This window comes from Collinsella sp. CLA-ER-H3, from assembly GCF_040092425.1.
Taxonomy (GTDB): domain Bacteria; phylum Actinomycetota; class Coriobacteriia; order Coriobacteriales; family Coriobacteriaceae; genus Collinsella.
Genome location: NZ_JBBNLP010000004.1, coordinates 230,810 through 254,182 on the forward strand (window position 1 = coordinate 230,810; position 23,373 = coordinate 254,182).

The following is a 23,373-nucleotide window of genomic DNA, read 5'->3' on the forward strand; positions in this document are numbered from 1 at the left end:
TTAGTATACCCGTGCATCGCATGCCCCCACGTAAACCACAGATGACGAGGCGGACGAGGCGGGCCCGGCTGATTGTCTCAATCTGTAACGGCTGCGAAGCAAAACCGGCCCTAAATGTTACAGAACAAGACAGAGGGGGATTTCCGTCCAGTCCAAACCAAATCTCTCAGTCTTCCTGCAATTTCGAACATGTGGCCTATAATGTTGCTTTGGTTACGCTATATATTGCGCAGCCATTTAATACGTCGCCCACCGGGGGCCATTAATTCCTATCGCCATATTGGCTAGGAAGCAATCAAAGGAGGTATCCGTGGCAGCAGAGACGCCTTGCTCGGTCCTCTATAACGATATTCGCTCGTTCGGCGGTCTTAAACATCTCGAGATCGCCCGAATGCTCATCAATGGAAACTCTTATCTCGGCAGTACCCTGCTCGAGAAATGCTCTTCCAACCGCTCGTATCTCACCCGTTACATCGTCCATCGCGAGCCTGACCAGTGCGCGCCCGCCATCTACAGCGACTTTGCCATCACCACGCTCAATCTTTCCGCGGCAATCTGCAGCAAGCTCGGCAGCGGCGAGTCCGCCTATCAGGCAATCGCCGAGCACTATCGCGGCCCGGCCGCCAACGAAATGATGTCGGCTCTCGCCAGCTACAAGTTGGACAGCCGCCTATATGCAAATGCCCTCAATCGCATCGACAACTTTGACGGCAATGCCGTGCGCGAGAAGAGTACGCTTTACCTTATGCTCTTTGTGGCAACGGGGGCGCTCGCTGACCCCATCCAAGGCGTGGCCACCGTCGAGCGCTTTTGCGACAGCAAGACAGGCGGGCACTTTGGCACCACCGAAACTACCGTCGGACGTGGCTTTATGAGCAGCCTGGAGCAGCCGCGCACTGTCGCCCCCAACCTCGGTCTGCTCAGAACCCATGCCGACAACTGCGCCGACATGCAAATCCATCCCCTCACACGCGATCCGCGCGGCACGGTAATTGGGTCCTTGCCCAAAACCTCGCCCAGCATCACCGATGTAGGCGCTGATGCATCGCGCGAGCATCTCCGCATTTGGCTCGAAGGCGGACACTGGTACGCCCAGGGCCTTGGGTCGACCAACGGCACAGTGCTCGAATCGGGCGCGGGCGACGGCGATATCGTAATCGAGCCGCCGCGCGACCAACGCGAACCCGGCAAGATCTATCCCCCGGTGGAAATCGAAAACAGCGACAGGCTCCATCTGGGTCTCTACACGACATTCCTTGTCATTGTGGACTAGCGCGGACGGCGATCGAAAGACGGTCGCCGTCCGTCTTTCGTCTTCTACCTTCTGCGTCGTAAACGACAATACTCAGCGGTATACGTGGGCAGTGTGGCTATCATGGTACTTTACCGATATCCACACTGCCCACGTATACGCGCGGCAACCCATGCCAGACAAAGGAACGCCATGGATACTACCGATAGCGCCTATGGCGACAAACTCATCCGTCTCGATACGTTCGATACCGCCGTGGCGGTCGACCCCAGCGCCGAGGACGACGCCAAGCGTCGATTTATGACGCTTATTCTCCAGACGGCCCACCGCAACAACGGCAACATCGGGCACGTGCTACGCGCGACCAACACGAGCGGCGAGGTCTTTGCCGTCAAGCTACTCAAGGACAACGCCATCCTTTCCGGCCAAGCCCCCGACCGCTCCGCCGAGCAATCGGCCGCGCACCTGGCCAACACCGCCGCGCTGTTCGAGGAGTATCGTCATCTGTGTACCGTCTCGCACCTGCGCGGATTTCCGCGCGTCTATGGCTACGGATCGTGCGAGGACGACCCGCTCATCCTCATGGAGTGGGTCGAGGGCACCTCGCTCAAGCAGGCGCTGCCCTTGCTTCCGCACGACGCCTCGGGCGGGCTGACCACCCAGATGGTCGCCGCCGTCGGAAACGCCGTGCTTCGCGCGCTCTTGATGACCCAAGGCCTCGTGAATCCGGTCATCCATCGCGACCTGTCGCCTGCCAATATCATGTTCCGCACCACCAGCCGAACGCTCGAACAGCAGATTGCCGATTGCTCCTTTGACCCCTGCCTCATCGACATGGGCTCCGCGACCATGGCACTCGGCGACGACACAATCACCCGACGTGCCGACATTTGGCGTTTTGCCACACCCGCATATGCCGCGCCCGAAATGCTCACGCAGGATATCGAAGGCATCGCGGCCCTTCGCCGCTCGCCCGCGATCGACGTCTATGCGCTTTCGAGCATTCTGTACCAGCTCTACAGCGGTCGCAAGCCGTTCGATGTCGAGTCGACGGGTGCCGCGGCAACCGGCTCGTTCTACCTCATAAAGACCAAGACCAAACCGGCACCGCTCGAGCCGCGCTGCGAGGGCGACAAGGCGCTCGTCCAGATCATCATGAAAGGCATCTCGGTTGAACAGGGCGATCGCCCCACCGAGCAGCAGATGCTCGAGGCGCTCTCGGCATACCTCCCCGCTGCAGAATCTGAGGACCGCGAGGACGCAGGAGACGAGGCCGCAATTGATATCGATTCTGGCACGCACCTTAAGGTCGACGTCGCCGGCGAGCGCGCACGAGAGATCCTGGAGCAGGCCCGTCACGATGCCATGACCCGCCGCCGCTTTGTCATCGGCGGCGTCGTTGCAGCCGTTGCGGGGCTCGGCGTTATCGGGGCGGCAACCCATGGCTTTGGCATCCCCGACTACCTGGACGGCATCCGCGGTTCACTTGACGACTACGCCTGGGATCAGCTGCAGGAAATTTCGCTCAAGATTAAGGCCGCCGAGACCCGTAGCGAGGCACGCGAGATTGCCAAGCGCTACCACCTGCTCGACACTGATGGGCATATCCCCTATCCGTGCACCAAGCGTGTGAAGCTCGCCAACGGGCTGGAGGTCGGCGCTCAGCTTGTGGGCATCCGCCACGACGAACTTCTGGACGGTACAGGCAAGGCCGGGCTGACGTTTATGTTCGACGCGGGTATTGCCGAGCGCAACGCTACGGCTGAACCGCCGAGCGCCGGCTGGGCAGATTGCGAGCTGCGGGGATGGCTCAACGGCGACGGCCTTAAGCTGCTACCCAACGAGTTGCGCGCGCTCATTAAAGGGGTCAAGAAGGTCTCGAACAATGTGGGCGCCGCCAACAGTGCATCGTGTCTGAGCGAGTTGCCCGCAACCCTTTGGCTGCCCGCCATGGTCGAGCTGTGCGGTACGCAACCGCCCGATTCGTTTGCCGAGGGCTATCACTACCTGGCAGACATCTACAACGGCGAGGGCAAGGAGTATCAGCTCTTCCGCGAGCTCAAGGTGAGCCCGTATTCCACGAACGAGACGATGGTCCGCCAATGGAAGGGCAAGGACACCTGTTGGTGGGAGCGCACGGTGAGCCCCGACACATCGGAGAGTGGAGGCACACTCTATTTGAATCGCGTGGGACACGACGGCGACGTCTTTACGTACGCAACGCCTGCGGACAAGCCAAATAAGCGAACCTGTGTGATCCCCGGGTTCTGTATCTAGGCGGCGGGCGTCTTGCCGTGACGGGACCCCTCCCCGGCAATTGTCTCGATCTGTAACACCAGCTCGGCAGATACAGGTCTAGATGTTACAGAACGAGACAAAACCCCAACCCCGCGAGACAACATCTCAATCTGTAACAGTAAGGGGTTAAAACTTCTCTAGATGTTACAGATCGAGACATTGAGTTTCCTGCCAACTGTTTGTCTTGATCTGTAACAAATACTCGGTAAAACGGGGTCTAGATGTTACAGATCGAGACGTTAGTTTTCGGCTGAAATGTTTGTCTAAATCTGTAACAGTTACGGCTCAACGACTGGACCAGATGTTACAGATTGAGATGATTGGTTGGGACGGCCACCGATTGAGCAGCCACCCTCATCTGTAATGAAAAGTCATACATTCCAACCATTACTGGACACCCCCAGGGGGTATGGGTGTATAGTATCAGCAGGTTAACAATTCCAACAGCGAACCACAGAAAGGAGAAGCCATGGCTCAAGATAAGTTCGACGTGGGTGGCATGACATGCGCCGCCTGCCAGGCGCACGTGGATCGTGCCGTGAGCAAGCTCGACGGCGTCGAGAGCGTCGCGGTCAATCTGCTCGCCGGCTCTATGCTGGTGGACTACGACCCCGCGCAGGTCACCCCCGACGACATCTGCACCGCCGTCGATCGCGCTGGCTACTCGGCCTCACCCGTCGATGCGGGCACCGGTGCCGCCGGTTCAAACGGCGGCGCGCAAGCCAGGTCTGGCGCCGCCCGTATGGAGTCGCCCACCAAAAAGTTGGAGGCCGCCGCCTCCGCTATGCGCACCCGCCTCATCGTCTCGATCGCATTCCTCATCCCGCTGTTCTACATAGGCATGGGGCACATGCTCGGCTGGCCGCTGCCCGGCGTCTTCACCGACCACACCCACAGTATGACGCTCGCCCTCACCGAGCTCGTCCTACTCATCCCCATCGTCTATGTCAACGACGCGTACTTTATCAACGGGTTTAAATCGCTCGCGCACGGCGCGCCCACCATGGACGCCCTTATTGCCGTGGGCGCCACCGCTTCCGTCGCCTGGTCGTTCTATGCCATGTTTATCATGGCCGACCAGCTGGCCGCCGGGCAAATCCACGAGGCCATGATGACGAGCATGGGCAACCTGTATTTTGAGAGTGCGGGCACGATCCTGTCGCTCGTCACCGTGGGCAAATACCTCGAGACACGCAGCAAATCCAAGACCGACGGCGCCATCGAGGCGCTCATCGACCTGGCGCCCAAGACCGCGACCGTCGTGGCAGAGGACGGCAGCGAAACCACCGTCGACGTCGACAGCATCCTTCCCGGCCAGGTCCTGCGCGTACGCCCCGGAGAGTCCATCCCCGTCGATGGCGTGGTGCTCGAGGGCAGCTCGGCCGTGGACGAGAGCGCGCTCACCGGCGAGTCCATCCCCGTGGAAAAGACCGCCGGCGACACTGTCAACGCGGCCACGGTCAACCGCACGGGCTCGTTTACCTTCCGCGCCACGCGTGTGGGCGCCGACACGTCGCTCGCCAAGATTATCCAGCTCGTCGAGGACGCCAACGCCACCAAGGCGCCCATCGCCCGCATGGCCGACAAGGTCGCCGGCGTGTTCGTGCCCGTGGTGTTTGTAATCTCGGTCGTGACCTTTGTAGTGTGGATGGCACTGACCGGCAGCATGAACGAGGCGCTCACCTCCGCCGTGGCCGTGCTGGTGATCAGCTGCCCGTGCGCACTGGGTCTGGCCACGCCCGTCGCCATTATGGTGGGTACCGGCAAGGGCGCCGAGATGGGCATTCTGTTCAAGAGTGCCGAGGCGCTGGAGAATCTGCGCAGTGTGGGCACCGTGGTGCTCGACAAGACGGGCACGGTCACCCGCGGCAAGCCTGCCGTGACCGATATCGTAGTAGCCACGCGCGCTGACGGCTCGCCCGCCATGAGCGAAAAGTCGCTGCTCAAGCTGGCCGCCGCGTTGGAGCGCTCGAGCGAGCACCCGCTGGCCGAGGCGATTATGGCCGAGTGCGAGGCACGCGGAATTGTCGCGCGCATGGTCGAGGACTTTGCCGCCGTGCCCGGTCGTGGCGTAACGGCGCGCGAGGGGCAGAATGTCATCGCCGCCGGCAACGTACGCCTGATGAACGAGTTGGGCGTTACCGTGCCCGCGGGTCTTACCGAGCAATTTGCCGCCGAGGGCAAAACACCGCTGTTCTTTGCCAAGAACGGCGAGCTTGTCGGCACCATCGCCGTGGCTGACGAGGTCAAAGAGACGAGCGCCGGGGCCATCGCCGCGCTCCGCAAGCTCGGCGTCGACGTGCGCATGCTCACCGGCGACAACCGCGTGACGGCCGAGGCTATCGCCCGCCGCGTGGGACTCACCAGCGAACAGGTCATCGCCGACGTCCTCCCCGCCGACAAGGAACGCCACGTGCGCGAACTGCAGGATGCGGGCGGCAAGGTCGCCATGGTGGGCGACGGCATCAACGACTCCCCCGCCCTGGCGCGCGCCGACGTGGGCCTTGCGATCGGCACCGGCGCCGACATCGCCAAGGAGGGCGCCGACGTGGTACTCATGCGCAGCGACCTCATGGATGTTGCGCGCGCCATCGAGCTTTCGCGCGCCACGATCCGCAACATCAAGCAGGACCTGTTCTGGGCGCTGTTCTACAACGGCATCGGCATTCCGCTGGCGGCAGGCGTGTTCTTCCCCCTCACCGGTTGGCAGCTCTCGCCGATGTTCGGCGCCGCGGCCATGAGCCTGTCGAGCGTGTGCGTTGTTTCCAACGCTCTGCGCTTAAAATCCTTTAAGCCAAAAGTGGCAAAATAGGCTCACCATTAAGTCCATTTAGAACGGGTTTTCCAGGTGCCCGAGATTGACCTGAAAGAGGAGCGACGCGTACTTTGGTACGCGAGCGACGGCTTGAAGGTCAAGGTCGGGTGCCTGGGAAAGCCGACACAACAGAGAGGAATACCCATGCGTTACACAATTAAGACTTCCGGCCTTATGTGCGGCCACTGCGACGCCACCGTCGAGACGGCGTTGCTCAACGTTGCCGGCGTGACCGACGCCGACGCCGATCACGAGACCCAGACCGTCCAGGTTGAGTGCGCCGACACCGTGACCGCCGAGCAGCTCGCTGCCGCCGTCGAGGGCGCCGGCGAGAAGTTCCACGCCCTGTCCGTGACCGCCGCGTAGCAGCTACCAGAAGCATTCGACCCCATCGACCAGAAACGAGGACCCGCCATGATGGCAGACCACAAATCGGTGACCCGCATGCTCAAGACGGCACGCGGCCAGATCGACGGCATCTTGCGGATGGTCGATGAGGACCGCTACTGCGTCGATATTTCCACGCAGCTCATGGCAACGCAGGCGCTCATTGCGCGCATCAACGCCGATGTGCTCAAGGCGCATATCGAGGGCTGCGTGACTTCGGCAATCGAATCGGGCGACGAAGACCTCAAAGCCGCCAAGCTCGCCGAGATCGAACGCGTCGTCGACAAGCTCTCCAAGTAATTGGGGCATTGGGGACGGACTGCTTTGCACCTTCTTGGTGCATCGGGGACAGGTATGTTTGCACCACCTTGGTGCAGATTGACCTGTCCCCCTTGCTCTAAATCGGGTATAAAGGCGTGCAGCATATCGAACGAAAGGCAATTTGCATGAATGACTTTATGAAGGGCCGCAATGGCGCCGATGAGCTCACCATCGTTATGGGCTTTGTCGGCATCGTCATCGCGATGATCGGATCGATAGCCCATATCCAGTGGCTCAGCTGGATTGCCATCGCCGTAATCGTGATTGGCGTGCTGCGCGGCCTGTCCAAAAACATCGACGCACGTCGCAAGGAAAACGCGGCCTTTGTCGCCGCGACCGCTAACGTCCCCGGCCTGGGCAAGTTCATAGCGAGCTTGGGTAGCGGCGCCGCGGCTGCCAACGCCTCGCGCACGGCCGGTACCAGCAAGGAAGACTTTGAGCGTGCCAAGCGCACGGCCAAGAAGATGTGGAAGGGTCGCAAGACCACGGCATACCTCAAGTGCCCCAACTGCGGCCAGATGCTCTCCGTCCCCAAGGGCAAAGGCAAGATCCGCGTCACCTGCCCCAAGTGCCACGCCAAGATGGAAACCCGCTCTTAGCGCCCGCACGCGGGACAAATTAATCAGGTTTGTTTGTCCCAAATCTTAAGTATTTGTTCGATAAAAAAGCCGAGGCCTCGTGTTGAGACCTCGGCTTTTTGCATGCGGCAACGGAGCTGCCCCTTTGTCACATCTACGCCACACCGTCGCGGGCCAGCTCCTCAGCCAGCGCTTCGGCAGGCATGGCCATAATCGCGTCGAGCTCGGCGTCCACCTCGGGAATACGCTTCACCATGAGCTTGCGTACCAGATCACCGCGACACATCACATGCGTCGGCTCACGCAGAGCGCACAGGTCATCGAGCGGATTCTTGCGCGTCACCAGGATATCGGCGGCCTTGCCGCACTCGATCGTACCGGTCTCGCCGCCCAGCCCCAGCAGCTCGGCGTTGACTTGCGTAGCCGTATGCAGCGCGAAGGCGTTGCTCACACCGACATACTTGGCAAAATAGGCAACCTCACGCCACATGTCGTACTGCGTCACGAACGGGCAGCTTGAGTCCGTGCCCAGGCCCACCTTAATGCCAGCTTCCAGTGCGGCACGGGCGCTCTCGATGATGCCCGAGCACACGATGTCGCCGTTCTTCTTTTGTGTATCGGTCGAATGGGTCTTTTCCGGGTCGAGCAATACAAACGGCAGCGCCGGGCTGATCGTGCAGGTCACGCTCGGCGCGCGTCCCTCGAGCTGTGTGCCCGCGGCGCCGCGATACAGCTCCAGGATCTCGGGCGTCATCGGGGCACCGTGCTCGATCGTGTCGACCCCGGCCTCAAGCGCGGCCTTCACGCCCTCGGCGCTCTCGACATGAGCCATAACCGGCAGACCCACCTCGTGCGCCGCCTTGCACGCCGCCGCGGCAACCTCCACCGGCATACGCAGCACGCCCGGCTCGCCCACCTCGGTCGCATCGAACACACCGCCCGTTACGAACAGCTTAATGACGTCGGCGCCGCGCGCATACAGGTCTCGCACCTGCTCGGCTGCCTCGACGGGGCTGTTGGCCACCTGGGCGAACAAGCCCGCGCCATGGCCGCCCGGCACCGTGACGCCCGTTCCCGGCGCTACCAGGCGCGGACCCTGATACTTGCCGGCGTCGATAGCGTCGCGCACGGCAATGTCGGCAAACAGCGGGTCGCCCGCGCCGCGCACTGTGGTCACGCCGCTTGCCAGCTGCTGCTGGGCACTGCCCTTGAGGATGCGGCGGACGATGGCACGGCCCACGGGATTATCGAGTTTCTTCATCAGCGCTCCCGCATCGCCGGCCGAGACAGGCTTGCCCGAGCCGCACAGGTGCACGTGCATATTGATGAGACCGGGCATGAGATACGCACCACCCAGGTCGATAACCTCGGCACCTGCAGGCGCCTGCGCCACAGCACTCGGCCCCATCCAGGTGATGACGCCGCGCTCAACAGTCACGGCCATATCGGGTTGCGGCTCCATATGCTCCGAACCATCCAGAATGGTCGCATTGATAAACAACGTGGAACGATCGGCAGATGCCATATCGAGCTCCTCCCTCACGATTAACTTGAACATTTGTCCATTATCACCTAGTCCCGCTGGATTGCTGCAGACGCATCGGTTAACGGAAGGAAGAGAGGATGTGGGGGACGGAATACGTTGCAGTCCCATCCCAGCGGCACTAGGGAAATCTCTCGATCTATAACAGGTACAGGGTTATTGGGTCCCCTGATGTTACAGATCGAGACATTCGGTCGACGTTTCACCGGCTTGTCTCGATCTGTAACAATTACGAGCTCAAACAACCTCTAAACGTTACAGATCGAGACAAAACCTCTCAGCGCCCATACCACTGGCATCTCCACTCCTCAGCCAATTCAACCTGCCGAGGAATACCCGCCAGCCTCATTTTCTCGACTAGCTTCCCCGGGCCTTTGAGTTCATTAAACGTAAACCGAAGCACCTTATGCCCGAGCATTGTCAGATGAGATTCCCGCTGACGCTCTGCCACGAATGGGTCAACCGACTCCCGACCCTCGCCGCTCTGCAAGGTGTACTTCCCCTTTCCGTCGAGCTCGCCGATGACACACGTCCCGTCCTCGAGCCGCCAAAAATAGTCGACGCGAAACACCTGGCTCGGATCGAGCGGGTCGCGAAACTCCACCTGCAGCTCCGGAACCGGAAAGCCGTACGCAATAAAGAATGCTCGGAACCGAGACTCGCCGCCGTTTTCAGACAGCCCGTCCGCATACGACGCAATCACCTGTGCCCTGCGATACCCTCGCCTGCCCTCGCAATCGGCGCGGAGGCGCTCGCACAAATCCCCACGTGATACGCCTTTCGCCCGCAGTGCAGAATCGGCAATCGCCAACCCGTAGGAGAACGGCGCACGCAGTAGGCAATCCTCCACCGTGCGCCAAAACGACGTCACCCGCACGCCATCAACATGCTCGAGTGCGCCCGCCATCTGCGGACGCAACAACCTGCACCCGCCGCTCAACGTCACCGAACAACCCGTCTTAACAAGAAAACGCGACCCAAGCAGATCATTCGGCACCTTCAGACCCCACAAAAGCGCCGCGTCATAGCCCCAAAACGCCCAATCGGGATGAAACTCTGCAAGCCCTTTGATGGTACGCAGCGTTCGCTCCGCCGGCGTCAGCACACCCCAATCATGTTGAAAGCAGAACAAATACGGCTCGGGTTCCGCGATATCGTCGGTTCCAACATGACGCCGCAGCCACATGAGCTCGGCATTGTCATGCGTTGCGAGCAGCGCACCTTGCTCGGTCGCCTCCGTGAGTCGCGCGAGCATCCTATTCCGCGCCAACGTGTTGCGAGTCGTATGCTTGTGCTTGAAAACGGTATTAGACACTTCCATCACCACCACATCGGACAAATGGACCATCGTCACCGTTGCCTCCACCGACAAACGTCTTGATCTGTAACAAGAAGACCGATTTTTGGACTGTAGATGTTACAGATTGAGACATTCCCCCCAGCCAGGTGCCAAACGTCTCGATCTGTACCAGTAAGACGTTCTCCAGGCCCCTAAACGTTACAGATTTAGACAAACCAGCGGCGCCCAAGCATTCGTCTCGATCTGTAACAGATAGACTGGTTTTTGTCCCCAAACGTTACAGATCGAGACAAAAGGGCAGAAGGCAAGGCAGGCGACAACCGCCCATCCTCTACCCCCATTCCTGTTCGTAGATGTTGAGGGACTTTACGTACCGCCCCTGGGCGCCCATGATGTCGCGGACCAGACGCAAGAAGAAGCTGATGCACGAGGTGTCAAAGCCGTCCTGCAGATCCTCGGGATGCACCGCACCCGGTCCGTCGACCGCCGTGTCGTTCAGGCGCGCGATGTCATACAGGTAGAGCTGTCCCGCCGTAAGCCAGACATCGTCGACGCAGGCGAGGCGCACCGCAATCGCGCCATCGTTCCAGTGCTCCTTTTGCACGATATGTGGGTCGTGGACGTCAAAGCGACGGTCGGTACGCGTGTCCTTCAGCACGACCATGCCAGTCGCGGGATCCTTGTCCAAAATGCCAAAGCGCGAGAAATACTGCGTGTCACGCACCTGCTTAAGTCGCCCGAGCGAAGCAGGAGAAATTGACGCTGGCGGCTCGTCCACATACAGCTCCAACAGCGTCTTGCCGTGGTAATAGGGGCGCTCAAACAGCAGCCAATCGGTAAACGCCATGTTGTAGGCCATGATTTCGTTTTGAGAAGGTTCCTCGCAATAGCTGAGCCACGGATCGACGATAATCTCGAACTGCTCGCACGCCGGCTCCAGAAATTGAAACTTCCGCAGCATCCAAAAGTGAGCCATGTCGGCAATATCGTTGCCGACGGCTTCGGCCAGCTCTGCTCGGTCAAAAACTTGGTCAGTCATGGCATCCTCCTCAAACTGATGGGCCTCAATTTGAGCTTACGAGGAGGGCGAGCAACCGAGGCAAGCGCGGGCAAAATAGGCCTTCGGCTGCAAACCAGATGCTAACCAAACACTTGACGGGGTACTTGACCGAATGAGCGTACCGCAAAGAAACCGCAGGTAGACATAGACAGCCAACCCGCCCTTTTGAGCCAGATGCCCGCAGCCACCACAGAAACAACAGGTGACCACAGCCCAAGAAGTCGCCAAATGAACACCCGTACGTCGACAAACGAGTAAATCGCTCGCAAAGAGTGCCCCCAACGACTAGACAAAAAATGACTAGTCATTGGGGACGTTCTTAAATGACTACTTTACAGCTCCAGCGCGTCGGCGACTTCGGCTGCGCAGGCCAGGGCATCGGCCATGGCGTTCACCACGAGCGAGCTGCCGTTGCGGGCATCACCCGCCACATACACCGGCGCGGCATCCGCGGCGACGCCCTCCGTGCGAGCCGCGAGATGCGAACCCTCGGCAGCCATCACCGGCAGCGGACGACCAGCGGTGGCAACAGGCACGCTCACTGCATTGAACACACCGTGCTCCGGGCCCGTAAAACCGCAGGCGATGAGCACCAACTGCGCCGGCACCTCGTGCTCGGAACCAGCGATGCGCTCGGGCTTTCCCGCCGACCAGTCCAGATCGACCACGCGCAGACCCGCAGCCGCACCCTTCTTGTCCAGCAACACCTCGAGCGTATCCACGCCCCAGGCACGCATCTCGCCACCCATCGCAGCGATAGCCTCCTGCTGGCCGTAGTCGGTCTTCTTAACGTTGGGCCACTGCGGCCAGGGGTTGTTCGCCGCGCGCTTATCGGGCGCAGCCGGCAAGAACTCAAACTGGCGCACGCTGCGCGCGCCCTGACGCACCGCGGTACCCACGCAGTCGTTGCCGGTATCGCCACCGCCAATGACCACGACGTCCAGGCCGCGCGCGTCAATAGCAGGCTCACCGCCATCGAGCACCGAGACGGTCGAAGCCGTCAGGTAGTCCACGGCATACACCACGCCCGGGGCATCAATGTTCGCAGCCGAAAGCCCACGCGGAACACGGGCGCCGGCAGCCACCACGACGGCGTCAAAGTCGTCGAGCCTGGCGGTAACCTTGGGATCGCTCACGTCGGCGCCCAGCTCGAACACAATACCCAGCTCGCGCATGAGCGCCACGCGACGCTCGACCACGGACTTCTCGAGCTTCATGTTGGGAATGCCATACATGAGCAGGCCGCCCGGGCGGTCGTCACGCTCAAACACCGTCACGCGGGCGCCGCGACGCGCGAGCTCCCATGCAGCCACCAGACCAGCCGGTCCAGAACCAACCACGGCGACCGTGGGCGCATCCTCCCCTGCCGGCTCAAAGTGGCGCGGGCCGCCGTTTGCCCATTCATGGTCGCTGATCGCGCGCTCGTTATCGTGAATCGTCGTAGGCTGGCCGTCGACCGAGCCCAGGTTGCACGCGGCCTCGCACAGCGCAGGGCACACGCGGCTCGTGAACTCAGGCATGGGCGAGGTGAGCGACAGGCGCTCGGCAGCCTCATCCCAGCGGCCGCGGTACACCAGCTCGTTCCACTCGGGAATCAAGTTGTGCAGCGGGCAGCCGCTCGGACGTGCCTTGCCAAAGCTCGCGCCCATCTGGCAAAACGCCACGCCGCACATCATGCAGCGGCTCGCCTGGGCGCGACGTGCATCGTCGTCGAGCTCCACGTACAGCGGATCGAAATCACGGCTGCGCTCCTCCACGGGGCGAAGCTCGTGGGTCACACGATCGATATCAAGAAAAGCACCGGGCTTACCCATGGCACTTACGCCTCCTTCTTGGTCGAAGCAACAGAGCTGGCAGCCACAGACGCAGCGCCAGCAGCACCGCCCGCCACATCAAAGCGATCGACATCCGCGGCGCTCGCGCGACCGGTCACAATGTCAAACGCCAGCTCCTCGGCCTGCGCATGCGTCTTGCCGACGGCCTCGGCGGCGGCGACAATCGCCAGCACACGCTCGTACTCGGTCGGAATGACCTTCACAAAGTGCTTGCTCATCGTCTCAAAGCTGTAGAGCAGCTTGATGCCGCGCGGACTCTGCGTCGCGTCCACGTGCTCCTGGATGAGCTCGCGAATCTGCGCCAGCTCGCCGGCAGTCGGGGCCTTGAGCTCAACGCTCTCGTGGTTCACGCGGGCATCGAGCGTGCCGTACTGGTCAAAGACATAAGCCACGCCACCCGTCATGCCGGCAGCGAAGTTCTGCCCGACCTCGCCCAGGATGAGCGCCAGGCCACCCGTCATGTACTCGCAACCGTGGTTGCCGCAACCCTCGACCACCACGGTGGCACCGGAGTTGCGTACGCCAAAGCGCTGGCCTGCCAGGCCGTTGATGAAGCCACGGCCGCTCGTGGCGCCAAAGAACGCAACGTTGCCCACGATGATGTTTTCGTCGAACTTATAGGTCGCATGCGGGTTGGGGCGCACCGACACCTCGCCGCCCGAAAGGCCCTTGCCAAAGTAGTCGTTGGCGTCGCCGCACACGTTGAGCGTAATGCCGCGCGGCAGGAAGGCGCCAAAGCTCTGACCGGCCGATCCATCGCAATCGATGGTGATGGAGCCGGCGGGCAGGCCCTCGGGATGTGCCTTGGTCACCGCGTTACCCAGGATGGTGCCCACGCAACGGTTGACGTTGGCGATATCGGCGCGGAAGCGAATCGGGCGCAAGTGGGCACGGGCATCGGCCGTATAGGGCACGAACAGCGTGGAGTCGAGCGTCTTGTCGAGCTCGCTGTCCGCGGCCATCTGCGGCAGGAAGTGACGACCGTCGGCACCCGGGATATGGGCACCGAACTCGCAGGTCGCGCTCGCCAGCACGGGCGACAGATCGAGCAGGTTGGCCTTACGGTTGCCCGGGACCTCAATCTGGCGCAAGCACTCGGGATGGCCGACCATCTCGTCGACGGTGCGGAAGCCCAGGCTCGCCATGACCTCGCGCAGTTGCTCGGCAACAAAGAGCATAAAGTGCTCGACGTGCTCGGGCTTGCCGCGGAAGCCGCGACGCAGGCGGCAGTTTTGCGTGGCGATGCCGGCGGGGCAGGTATCCTGCTGGCAGTCGCGCTGCATGAGGCAGCCCATCGAGATGAGCGGCATGGTCGCAAAGCCAAACTCCTCGGCGCCCAGCAAGCAGGCGACGGCAACGTCGGTGCCGTCCATGAGCTTGCCGTCGGCCTCGAGCACCACGCGCGAGCGCAGGCCGTTTTGCAGCAGCGTCTGCTGGGCCTCGGCAAGGCCAAGCTCCAGCGGCAGACCCGCATGCCAGATAGAGTCGCGCGCAGCGGCACCCGAGCCGCCATTGTGACCGCTGATCAAGATCTTGTCGGCAGCACCCTTGGCCACACCGGTGGCGATGGTGCCGACGCCGGCCTCACTGACCAGCTTGACCGACACGCGTGCGCCGGGGTTGGCGTTCTTAAGGTCAAAGATCAGCTCTGCCAAGTCCTCGATAGAGTAGATGTCGTGGTGCGGCGGAGGCGAGATCAGGCCGATGCCGGGCGTGGACTGACGGACCTCGGCAATCCAGGGGTAGACCTTCTTGCCGGGCAGGTGGCCGCCCTCGCCGGGCTTGGCGCCCTGGGCCATCTTGATCTGAATCTCGAAGGCGCTGCACAGGTAGCGGCTCGTCACGCCAAAGCGCGCGCTTGCCACCTGCTTGATGGCGGAGTTCTTGGAGTCGCCGTTAGCCAGCGGGGTCTCGCGACGCGGATCCTCGCCGCCCTCGCCGGAGTTGGAACGGCCGTGCAGGCGGTTCATGGCGATGGCCATGCACTCGTGTGCCTCTTTGCTGATGGAGCCGTACGACATGGCGCCGGTGTTAAAGCGGCGGACGATGTTGAACGCGGGCTCGACCTCGTCGAGTGCCACCGGGGTACGGCCGCTGGCATCAAAGTCCAGCAGGTCGCGCAGGCGCACGGCGCGGCCGGTGCGGTGCAGGCGGGCGCTGTACTCCTTAAAGGTGTCGTAGCTGTCCTCGCGGCAGGCGGTCTGCAGCAAGTAGACAGTCTGCGGATCGATCAGGTGATCCTCGCCGCCGAGCGGGCGCCACTTGGTCAGACCCAGCGTGGGCAGCTGATCGGGAGCCGGGCTCTTAAGGATAGCGAGCGCGGCGTCGTAGCGCTCGTTTTGCTCGTGCTCGACGTCCTCGACACCCATACCGCCCACGCGGCTCACCGTGCCGGCGAAGTACGCGTTGACGAACTCCGGCGTAAAGCCCACGGCCTCGAAGATCTGCGCCGAATGGTAGCTCTGCACCGTGGAGATGCCCATCTTGGACATGATGGAGACGATGCCGGCGGTCGCAGCCTTGTTGTAGTTGGCGATGCCCTGCTCGGCCGTCACGTCCAGGTCGCCGCGTGCCGCCAGATCGCGGATGCACGCATGTGCGTTGTACGGATAGATGCCGCTCGCGGAGTAGCCCACCAGCGCCGCAAAGTCATGCGGGGACACGGCGTCACCGCACTCCACCACGATATCGGCAAAGGTACGCACGCCGGCGCGGATCAGGTGGTTGTGCACGCAGCCCACAGCGAGCAGCGACGGCACGGGCACCTCGCCCGCAGCGGCACGATCGCTCAACACCACAATGTTCACGCCGTCGCGAACCGCGGCCTCGACGTCCTCGGCAAGCTGTGTGAGCGCAGTCTGCAGCGCGCCCTCGCCGGCATCGCGGCGGTAGACGGCACGGAAACGACGGGTCTTAAAGCCAACACGGTCGATGGCACAGATATGCTCGAACTCTTCCTCGTTGAGCAATGGGCGCTCCAAGCGCACCAGCTGACAGGCCGTGCGGGAATCCTCGAGCAGGTTGCCGTGGTTGCCCAGGTAGAGCGTGGTCGAAGTCACCATGTGCTCGCGAAGGGCGTCGATGGGCGGGTTCGTGACCTGAGCGAACAGCTGATAGAAGTAGTCAAAGAACGAACGCGTCTTCTTGGACAGGCAAGCCAGCGGCGCGTCGATGCCCATCGAGGCGAGCGGGGCCTTGCCCTGCTGGGCCATAGGACGCACGACCTCGTCGACGTCATCCCAGTGGTAGCCGAGCTTGGCCATGCGCACAGCGGCGGGCACCTCGGCATCCTCGGCGGACGCGGGCGCGGCGGGTTCATCGAGCGCGTCGACGGTCAGCGTCTCCTCGGCAATCCAATCACGGTAGGGCTTTTCCTTGGCGTAACGGGCGCGCAGCTCGTCGTTGTAGATCACGCGGCCGCGGGCAAAGTCGACCTCGAGCATCTGACCCGGTCCCAAGCAGCCGCTCGTCAGGATGTTCTCGGGGCGCACCTCGATGGTGCCCACCTCGCTCGCCAGCATAAAGCGGCCGTCGCGCGTCACGTAGTAGCGAGCCGGGCGCAGGCCGTTACGGTCGAGGGCGGCGCCCAGGGTACGGCCGTCGGTAAAGGCGATAGCGGCAGGACCGTCCCACGGCTCCATGAGCATGGACTGGTAAGCGTCGTAGGCGCGGCGCTCCTCACTCAGGCTATCGTTGTGGTCCCACGGCTCGGGCAGCAACATGGACGCGGCACGCGTGAGCGGGCGACCGTTCATGACCAGGAACTCGAGCACGTTGTCCAGAATCGCGGAGTCGGAACCCTCGCGGTTGATGATGGGCATCACGCGCTCAAGATCGTGCTGCAGCACGGGGCTGTACAGGTTGGGTTCGCGGGCGCGAATCCAGTTGACGTTGCCCTTGAGGGTATTGATCTCGCCGTTGTGAATGATAAAGCGGTTGGGGTGCGCACGCTCCCAGCTGGGCGTGGTGTTGGTGGAGTAGCGCGAGTGGACGAGCGCCACAGCCGTCTTGACGGCGGCGTCGTTGAGGTCGATGAAGAAGCGGCGCATCTGCGTGGCGACGAGCATGCCCTTGTACACGATGGTGCGCGAGCTCATGGAGCAGACGTAGAAGATCTTGTCGCGCAGGGCAAACTCGGCATCGGCCTTCTTCTCGATAGTGCGACGGCACACGTACAGGCGGCGCTCGAAGGCGTCACCCGCCGGCGTATCGTCGGGGCGGCCCAGAAAGGCTTGCAGAATGGTGGGCATGCAGGCGCGTGCCGTCTCGCCCAGGTCGTGCGGGTCGACGGGCACCTCGCGCCAAAAGAGCAGCGGCACGCCGGCCTCGGTGCAACCCTCCTCAAACACGCGGCGGGCATCCTCTACGCCCTTGTCATCCTGCGGAAAGAACAGCATGGCCACACCATAGTCGCCCTCTGCCGGCAGAATCTGGCCGCACTTTTGAGCCTCTTTGCGGAAAAAGTGATGCGGAACCTGGAACAGGATGCCGGCGCCGTCGCCGGTGTTCTTCTCGAGTCCCGTACCGCCGCGGTGCTCCAAGTTGACCAGAATGGACAGCGCGTCGTCCAGAATCTGGTGATGGCGCTCGCCGTTGATATCGGCAAGCGCGCCGATGCCACATGCGTCGTGGTCGAATTCGGGGCGATAAAGGCCCTGCTGCTGAGCGGAATCTGCCTGCATCGCGATCCTCCCCTAGATATTTAGACAGTCAGTTGAATAGGCATACTAGGAGCATCGCCGGCCCGTTGTGTTTCCCACCCGTTTCGAAACAATCGCGTAACGCACGCCCTACGAGTGGACACCGCCGACCTCAAGGGCGACAACATAGGCCCCAAGTTCGGCCTGTTAGCTCACCACTTCAAACATCTCAATCTGTAACAGGAAGGCCCAATTACGACGACTAACTATTACAGATTGAGATGTTTTCGAGAGACATTTCGGCAGCCCCCCTTCATCATCCTATTCAAATACAACAATTTTGTTAGTCTTGGTTAACTTTTAAGCTTAAAACGGGTATCCTTTGCGGCGTCAAGCAAACGGCACGCACACCGTGCCAGATCAAGGAGGCCCCTATGGCGCACCGAGCAGACCGACAGACAATGCAACTTGTCCTTATCCGTCACGGAGAATCCGAGTGGAACAAACTCAACCTGTTCACCGGCTGGACCGACGTAGAACTCACCGACACGGGCCGCGAAGAAGCCGCAGCAGGCGGTCGAGCCCTCAAAGAAGCGGGCTTCGACTTCGACGTCTGCTACACCTCGCGTCTCAAGCGCGCAATTCACACCCTCGACATCGTGCTCGGCCAAATGGATCGCGAGTGGTTGCCCGTCATCAAATCCTGGAAGCTCAACGAGCGCCACTACGGAGCGTTGCAGGGTCTCAACAAGGCCGATGCCGCAGCGGAGCACGGCGACGAGCAGGTGCTCATCTGGCGCCGCTCCTTCGATGTCTGCCCGCCGGCACTCGAGCCGGACGACGCGCGCGATCCCCACACCCAGGAGCAATACCGTGATGTCGCGCCCGATCAGCTGCCCTATACCGAGTGCCTCAAGGACACGATCGCCCGCGCCTGGCCTTATTTCGAAGACGAGATTCGCCCCCAGATGCTCGCCGGCAAGCGCGTACTCATCGCCGCACACGGCAACTCCCTGCGCTCACTCGTCATGAAGCTCGAGCACCTCACGCCCGAGGAGATCCTCAAGGTCAACATCCCCACCGGCGTGCCGCTCGTCTACACCTTCGACACCGATTTCAACGTCCTCGACAAGCGCTACATCGGCGACCCGGCGACCATCGCCGCCAAGATCGACGCCGTGGCCAATCAGGGCAAAGCGCACAAGTAGCCCCAACCCAAAACCGACGCGTGGCGCCGCACGGCCCAGATGCGACGTCACGCCGCCCATACACAGGAGCGCACCATGCTCAACCATCTCAAACAACACTTTGGCTCCCGACGCACCGGTGGTCACGGAGGCCTAGACATTGCGCGGCATATCGGCCCCGGGCTGCTCGTGACCGTCGGCTTTATCGACCCGGGCAACTGGGCCTCCAATATGGCCGCGGGCTCGCAGTTTGGCTACGCGCTGCTGTGGATCGTCACGCTGTCCACGATTATGCTCATTGTGCTGCAGCACAACGCGGCGCACCTGGGTATCGCCACGGGCGCCTGCCTTGCCGAGGCCACGACACGTTACCTCCCCCGCTTCGTTGGACGCACGGTACTCGCCAGTGCCTATCTCGCGACTGTCGCCACCGCCATGGCCGAAGTCCTGGGTGGCGCGATTGCCCTTCAAATGCTCTTTGGGCTGCCCGTGCGCGCGGGCTGCGTCATCGTGGCGGCAGTATCGATGGCGATGCTCATGACGAACTCCTACAAGCATGCCGAACGCTGGATCATCGCCTTCGTAGGCGTGGTAGGACTCTCGTTTTTGGCCGAGCTTGCACTAGTCAAGGTCGACTGGCCGCAAGCCGCCGCAAGCTGGATCACGCCTAGTATGCCCACTGGCTCTGCCGCGATTATCGTGAGCGTCCTGGGTGCGGTCGTTATGCCACACAACCTTTTTCTGCACTCCGAGGTCATCCAATCCATGCACTTCGAAGGCCAAGGCGAGCAGGTTATCGAAGAACGTCTGCGCTACGAGCTCTTCGACACGCTCTTTTCGATGGGCGTGGGCTGGGCAATCAACTCGGCCATGGTCATCCTGGCCGCAACGACCTTCTTTGCGCACGGCATGGTCGTAGACGACCTCACCGTCGCAGCGGCCACGCTCTCCCCCATCTTGGGCCCGGCGAGCTCGACCATCTTTGCGGTAGCGCTGCTGTTCGCGGGATTATCGAGCAGCGTGACAGCGGGCATGGCGGCGGGAACCATCACTGCGGGCATGTTCGACGAGGAATACGACATCCACGACCGACATTCCTCGGTCGGGGTGGCGGCCTGTTTCGCCGGAGCAGTGGCGGCGTGCCTGGTCGTTCCAAATCCTTTTGAAGGTCTCATCTGGAGTCAGGCACTGCTGTCGCTTCAGCTGCCGATTACGGTCTTTGTGCTCATACGACTCACCAGTTCGCCCCGCGTCATGGGTAAATACGCCAACTCGCGCCCGCTCAACGCGCTGCTCGTAGGGATCGGTGTCATCGTGACGATTCTCGATGTCGTGTTGTTGACAGGGATGTAATGGGGCGGGGCACCTACCCAGGCAAATGTCTCGATCTGTAACAGGAAGACCCGCTTTTGATGTCTAGATGTTACAGATCGAGATCATTCCGAGGGATAGCTCCGTTTGTCTCAATCTGTAACACGTAGACCCCGTTTTCACTGCTAGATGTTACAGATTGAGACAAAAGGTCGGCCGGACTCACAACAGACAGGATCGGCCAACAGCAACCGTGATCCCTTGGGGGCGGAGGAAAAGGGCCCCGGCCGAGAATTCGACCGAGGCCCTTGGACAGAGCTATGTTCGGCTTTCGCCGTGTGTCTGCGAGCTACTCCTCGACGAGCTCAAACTGATCGGGACCGACGCCGCACACCGGGCACACATAATCCTCGGGCAGCTCGGGCGTATCGACCTCAACCTCGTAACCGCAAACGACGCACACGAACTTATACGTCTTCTTCTCCTCAGCCATGATGTTCTCCTCTCAAACGCGACTGGTGATGTACTTCATTTATCAGTATAGATTCTTAATAATATAATGCAAGTATTTTTAAAACATTTCTAGCCTTGATACGAGGACGCCTTCGGAGGCGTCTTGCCCTTCAGGACCTTATGGTAGTAATCGTAGGTGAGCGGCGTCTCGTCACTCAAGCGCTCGGCATCCTCGACCTCGCCGATAAGCAGCAGATGCGTGCCAACATCCACAGTGTCGATCAAATGGCAGCTAAACAGGGCCGCCGCGTGCTCGGGCACATAGGGCATGCCCAGAGCCGTCTCGCGGGTCTCGTATTTGGCAAACTTGTCATAATCGCTGCTGGTGCGGAACCCAAAGTTACCGATGTAGAGCATATCGGCGGTCTGATCGATCACGGTCAGCGCGAACGCTTTGGCCGAAGCGATGACGCCCGAGGTGACGTTGTCCTTGTTCACGGCAACCGAAATGCGCGGCGGCATGGACGTCACCTGCACCGCTGTGTTGATAACGCAGCCGGCACGCAGCCCGTCTGCCGCGGCGCTCACCACGTACAGGCCGCTCGGCATGGTAAAGAACGCAGTTTTGTCCATAACGATCACTCCCCTAGCTCGGGTTGGAACCTCATGGATGTATGTACCCACAAAAAAGGCAGCGCCCATAACGGACGCCGCCTTTGAAACATATGTGTCAGAACAGTAAGAAAGATGAGACACCCGCAGCTGCGGTGAAATAGGGACTGAATAGTCCCTCAAACAGGCAAAACAGTCCGCATTCCACCGCAACTTATACAGAGCGTCTAGCGGTTGCGTTCCTTGAGGGCGCGGTCGATCTCGCGTTGGACATCACGCTTGGCCATGTCCTCGCGCTTGTCGTAGAGCTTCTTGCCGCGACCCAGGCCCAGCAGCAGTTTTACGCGACCGTCGGTATTAAAGTAGAGCTCCAACGGAACCAGCGCATAACCACGGTTGCGAAGTTTGCCGTCAAGAAAGTCGATCTCCTTGCGGTGCAGCAGCAGACGGCGCCGACGGTCGGGATCGCGATTCCAAACGCCGCCATGGCTATAAGGGTGGATATGCAGGCCGACGAGCCAACACTCCCCGCCACGAATCAGCGCAAAGGTGTCGGTAATCTGACACGCGCGCTCGCGAATCGACTTGACCTCGGTACCGCTCAGCTCAATACCGCACTCAAACGTCTCATCGATAAAGTACTCGTGATGTGCCGAGCGATTCTTGGAAATGAGCTTGCGCTCGCGCTTACTGGGCATCGCCGGCCTCCTTGGCGCCATCGGCGTTTGAACCCGCAGCCTCGCGCTTTGCCCTGCGCTCGGCATTAAGCTCGGCATCGCTCTCGCGCACCAGCTTGATAATCGCCGCGCATGCCTCCTCGCCCACCAGGTCGCGGGCACGGACCGTCAGACGCGTAGCCTCCTGCTTGTCGCCGTCGCTTGCAGCATCGGTCGCGCACATGATCAGGCAGATGGCGATCTCGGCCGAAGGCGAGGTCGGCACGCCCTGCAGGGCGAGCTCACCCATCACATGGTCGTCACTCTCGTCCGCGGCATCCGGATAGGTGGTATGGATCTTGTTGAGCAGGCGCGTCGTATGCGCATCATTGGGCGCCAGGCGCAGCGCCAGACGCGCGCAGCCCACGGCAGCCGAAATGTTCTCGGTCTCGGGCTCCAAGAAGTACTGACCCAAATTGGTGTAGGCGCGTGCGGCGCACTTACCGTCGCTCGCGCGCTCCAGCACCGAGAACGAGAGCGATGCCCACTCCTGCTTGTCCTCGAGCGCGCGGAACAGCTCGGCCAAGTCCAAGCGATAGTTGCAGTTCATGGGATCCCAACGCACGGCCTGCATCAGGGCATTCCGAGCACTCACATAATCCTGCTGGCGAATGTAGGCATACGCCATGTCGGAATACAGGCGATCAAAGGGCACCTCGACCTGCACCAGCTCGCGCGGATCCTTTTCCACGCGGCGGTAGGCCAGACGCTCAAACTTGCTGTCGAAGCTAAAGTACTGGCGCTTCTCCTCCGTCTTGCATTCAGCGTCGATATACTCCTCGGCAAGCTCCACCAGACGCTCCAGCAGCGGCGTCGCCGTAGCCAGGTCGCCCTGCGCCAGATAGTTCTCGGCATACGTGATGTCTTCCAAGCTGATAGGCAGGTCCATGACAACTCCTCGGTCCGGGCGGCAGACTCAACGCGCGCCTTAAATATCGGTCAATACACAAAACCCGGGTCTCTTACGAGGCCCGGGCGTTCAATTTTGGTAGCCCGTACCAGATTCGAACTGGTGATCTCCGCCTTGAGAGGGCGGCGTCCTAAACCGCTAGACGAACGGGCCAT

17 protein-coding genes and 1 tRNA gene are annotated in these 23,373 nt (G+C 61.4%); 8 read left to right on the top strand and 10 right to left on the bottom strand.

What is annotated here, in order from left to right; all coding sequences use genetic code 11:
- Window positions 1–310 precede the first annotated feature (310 nt).
- From AAAX32_RS05065 to AAAX32_RS05090, 6 genes are all read left to right on the top strand, one after another.
- Window positions 311–1,273: an FHA domain-containing protein gene (locus tag AAAX32_RS05065; protein ID WP_349100176.1), complete on the top strand. Its 963-nt coding sequence runs from the start codon at window positions 311–313 to the stop codon at window positions 1,271–1,273.
- A 171-nt stretch (window positions 1,274–1,444) separates the two neighbouring features.
- Window positions 1,445–3,529 (top strand): DUF6273 domain-containing protein, encoded by a 2,085-nt coding sequence (locus tag AAAX32_RS05070; protein WP_349100177.1) that lies wholly within the window; start codon window positions 1,445–1,447, stop codon window positions 3,527–3,529.
- A 490-nt stretch (window positions 3,530–4,019) separates the two neighbouring features.
- Window positions 4,020–6,362: a heavy metal translocating P-type ATPase gene (locus AAAX32_RS05075; RefSeq protein WP_349100178.1), complete on the top strand. Its 2,343-nt coding sequence runs from the start codon at window positions 4,020–4,022 to the stop codon at window positions 6,360–6,362.
- A 147-nt stretch (window positions 6,363–6,509) separates the two neighbouring features.
- Window positions 6,510–6,731 (top strand): heavy-metal-associated domain-containing protein, encoded by a 222-nt coding sequence (locus AAAX32_RS05080; RefSeq protein ID WP_006235338.1) that lies wholly within the window; start codon window positions 6,510–6,512, stop codon window positions 6,729–6,731.
- Window positions 6,732–6,779: 48 nt separating this feature from the next.
- The gene (locus AAAX32_RS05085; RefSeq protein WP_055285698.1) at window positions 6,780–7,052 is read left to right on the top strand and encodes a metal-sensing transcriptional repressor; all 273 of its coding nucleotides are present in this window, start codon (window positions 6,780–6,782) and stop codon (window positions 7,050–7,052) included.
- A 146-nt stretch (window positions 7,053–7,198) separates the two neighbouring features.
- Window positions 7,199–7,672 (top strand): hypothetical protein, encoded by a 474-nt coding sequence (locus tag AAAX32_RS05090; protein WP_349100180.1) that lies wholly within the window; start codon window positions 7,199–7,201, stop codon window positions 7,670–7,672.
- 133 nt (window positions 7,673–7,805) lie between these two features.
- On the opposite strand, the gene AAAX32_RS05095 is transcribed toward AAAX32_RS05090, so the two are convergent.
- The 5 genes from AAAX32_RS05095 to gltB all read right to left on the bottom strand — a co-directional run bounded on the left by AAAX32_RS05095 (window position 7,806) and on the right by gltB (window position 18,071).
- On the bottom strand, window positions 7,806–9,176 hold the full coding sequence (locus tag AAAX32_RS05095) for an amidohydrolase family protein (protein WP_349100181.1): 1,371 nt from the start codon (window positions 9,174–9,176) through the stop codon (window positions 7,806–7,808).
- 295 nt (window positions 9,177–9,471) lie between these two features.
- A complete protein-coding gene (locus AAAX32_RS05100) occupies window positions 9,472–10,560 on the bottom strand; it encodes a hypothetical protein (protein WP_349100182.1) in 1,089 nt (362 codons plus the stop codon).
- 265 nt (window positions 10,561–10,825) lie between these two features.
- Complete coding sequence (locus tag AAAX32_RS05105) at window positions 10,826–11,533, bottom strand: hypothetical protein (protein WP_349100183.1); 708 nt, start codon at window positions 11,531–11,533, stop codon at window positions 10,826–10,828.
- 353 nt (window positions 11,534–11,886) lie between these two features.
- Entirely contained in the window at window positions 11,887–13,368 is a 1,482-nt protein-coding gene (locus AAAX32_RS05110) for a glutamate synthase subunit beta (RefSeq protein ID WP_349100184.1), read from the bottom strand.
- A gap of 5 nt (window positions 13,369–13,373) precedes the next feature.
- Complete coding sequence (gene gltB, locus AAAX32_RS05115) at window positions 13,374–18,071, bottom strand: glutamate synthase large subunit (RefSeq protein ID WP_349100185.1); 4,698 nt, start codon at window positions 18,069–18,071, stop codon at window positions 13,374–13,376.
- 419 nt (window positions 18,072–18,490) lie between these two features.
- Here gltB and gpmA point away from each other — a divergent pair, with 419 nt between their 5' ends.
- On the top strand, window positions 18,491–19,237 hold the full coding sequence (gpmA, locus tag AAAX32_RS05120; RefSeq protein WP_192934668.1) for a 2,3-diphosphoglycerate-dependent phosphoglycerate mutase: 747 nt from the start codon (window positions 18,491–18,493) through the stop codon (window positions 19,235–19,237).
- 75 nt (window positions 19,238–19,312) lie between these two features.
- The gene (locus tag AAAX32_RS05125) at window positions 19,313–20,569 is read left to right on the top strand and encodes an Nramp family divalent metal transporter (protein ID WP_349100186.1); all 1,257 of its coding nucleotides are present in this window, start codon (window positions 19,313–19,315) and stop codon (window positions 20,567–20,569) included.
- 307 nt (window positions 20,570–20,876) lie between these two features.
- Here AAAX32_RS05125 and AAAX32_RS05130 read toward each other — a convergent pair whose 3' ends face one another.
- From AAAX32_RS05130 to AAAX32_RS05150, 5 genes are all read right to left on the bottom strand, one after another.
- Complete coding sequence (locus AAAX32_RS05130; protein WP_055251878.1) at window positions 20,877–21,020, bottom strand: rubredoxin-like domain-containing protein; 144 nt, start codon at window positions 21,018–21,020, stop codon at window positions 20,877–20,879.
- Window positions 21,021–21,109: 89 nt separating this feature from the next.
- Entirely contained in the window at window positions 21,110–21,613 is a 504-nt protein-coding gene (locus AAAX32_RS05135) for a flavin reductase family protein (protein ID WP_349100187.1), read from the bottom strand.
- Window positions 21,614–21,819: 206 nt separating this feature from the next.
- The gene (gene smpB / locus AAAX32_RS05140) at window positions 21,820–22,290 is read right to left on the bottom strand and encodes an SsrA-binding protein SmpB (protein ID WP_006235325.1); all 471 of its coding nucleotides are present in this window, start codon (window positions 22,288–22,290) and stop codon (window positions 21,820–21,822) included.
- Window positions 22,280–23,197, bottom strand: a complete 918-nt coding sequence (locus AAAX32_RS05145) for a hypothetical protein (RefSeq protein ID WP_349100188.1) — start codon at window positions 23,195–23,197, stop codon at window positions 22,280–22,282. Before AAAX32_RS05145 ends, smpB begins: the two co-directional genes overlap by 11 nt.
- A gap of 97 nt (window positions 23,198–23,294) precedes the next feature.
- Window positions 23,295–23,371, bottom strand: a tRNA-Glu gene (locus tag AAAX32_RS05150).
- Window positions 23,372–23,373 lie beyond the last annotated feature (2 nt).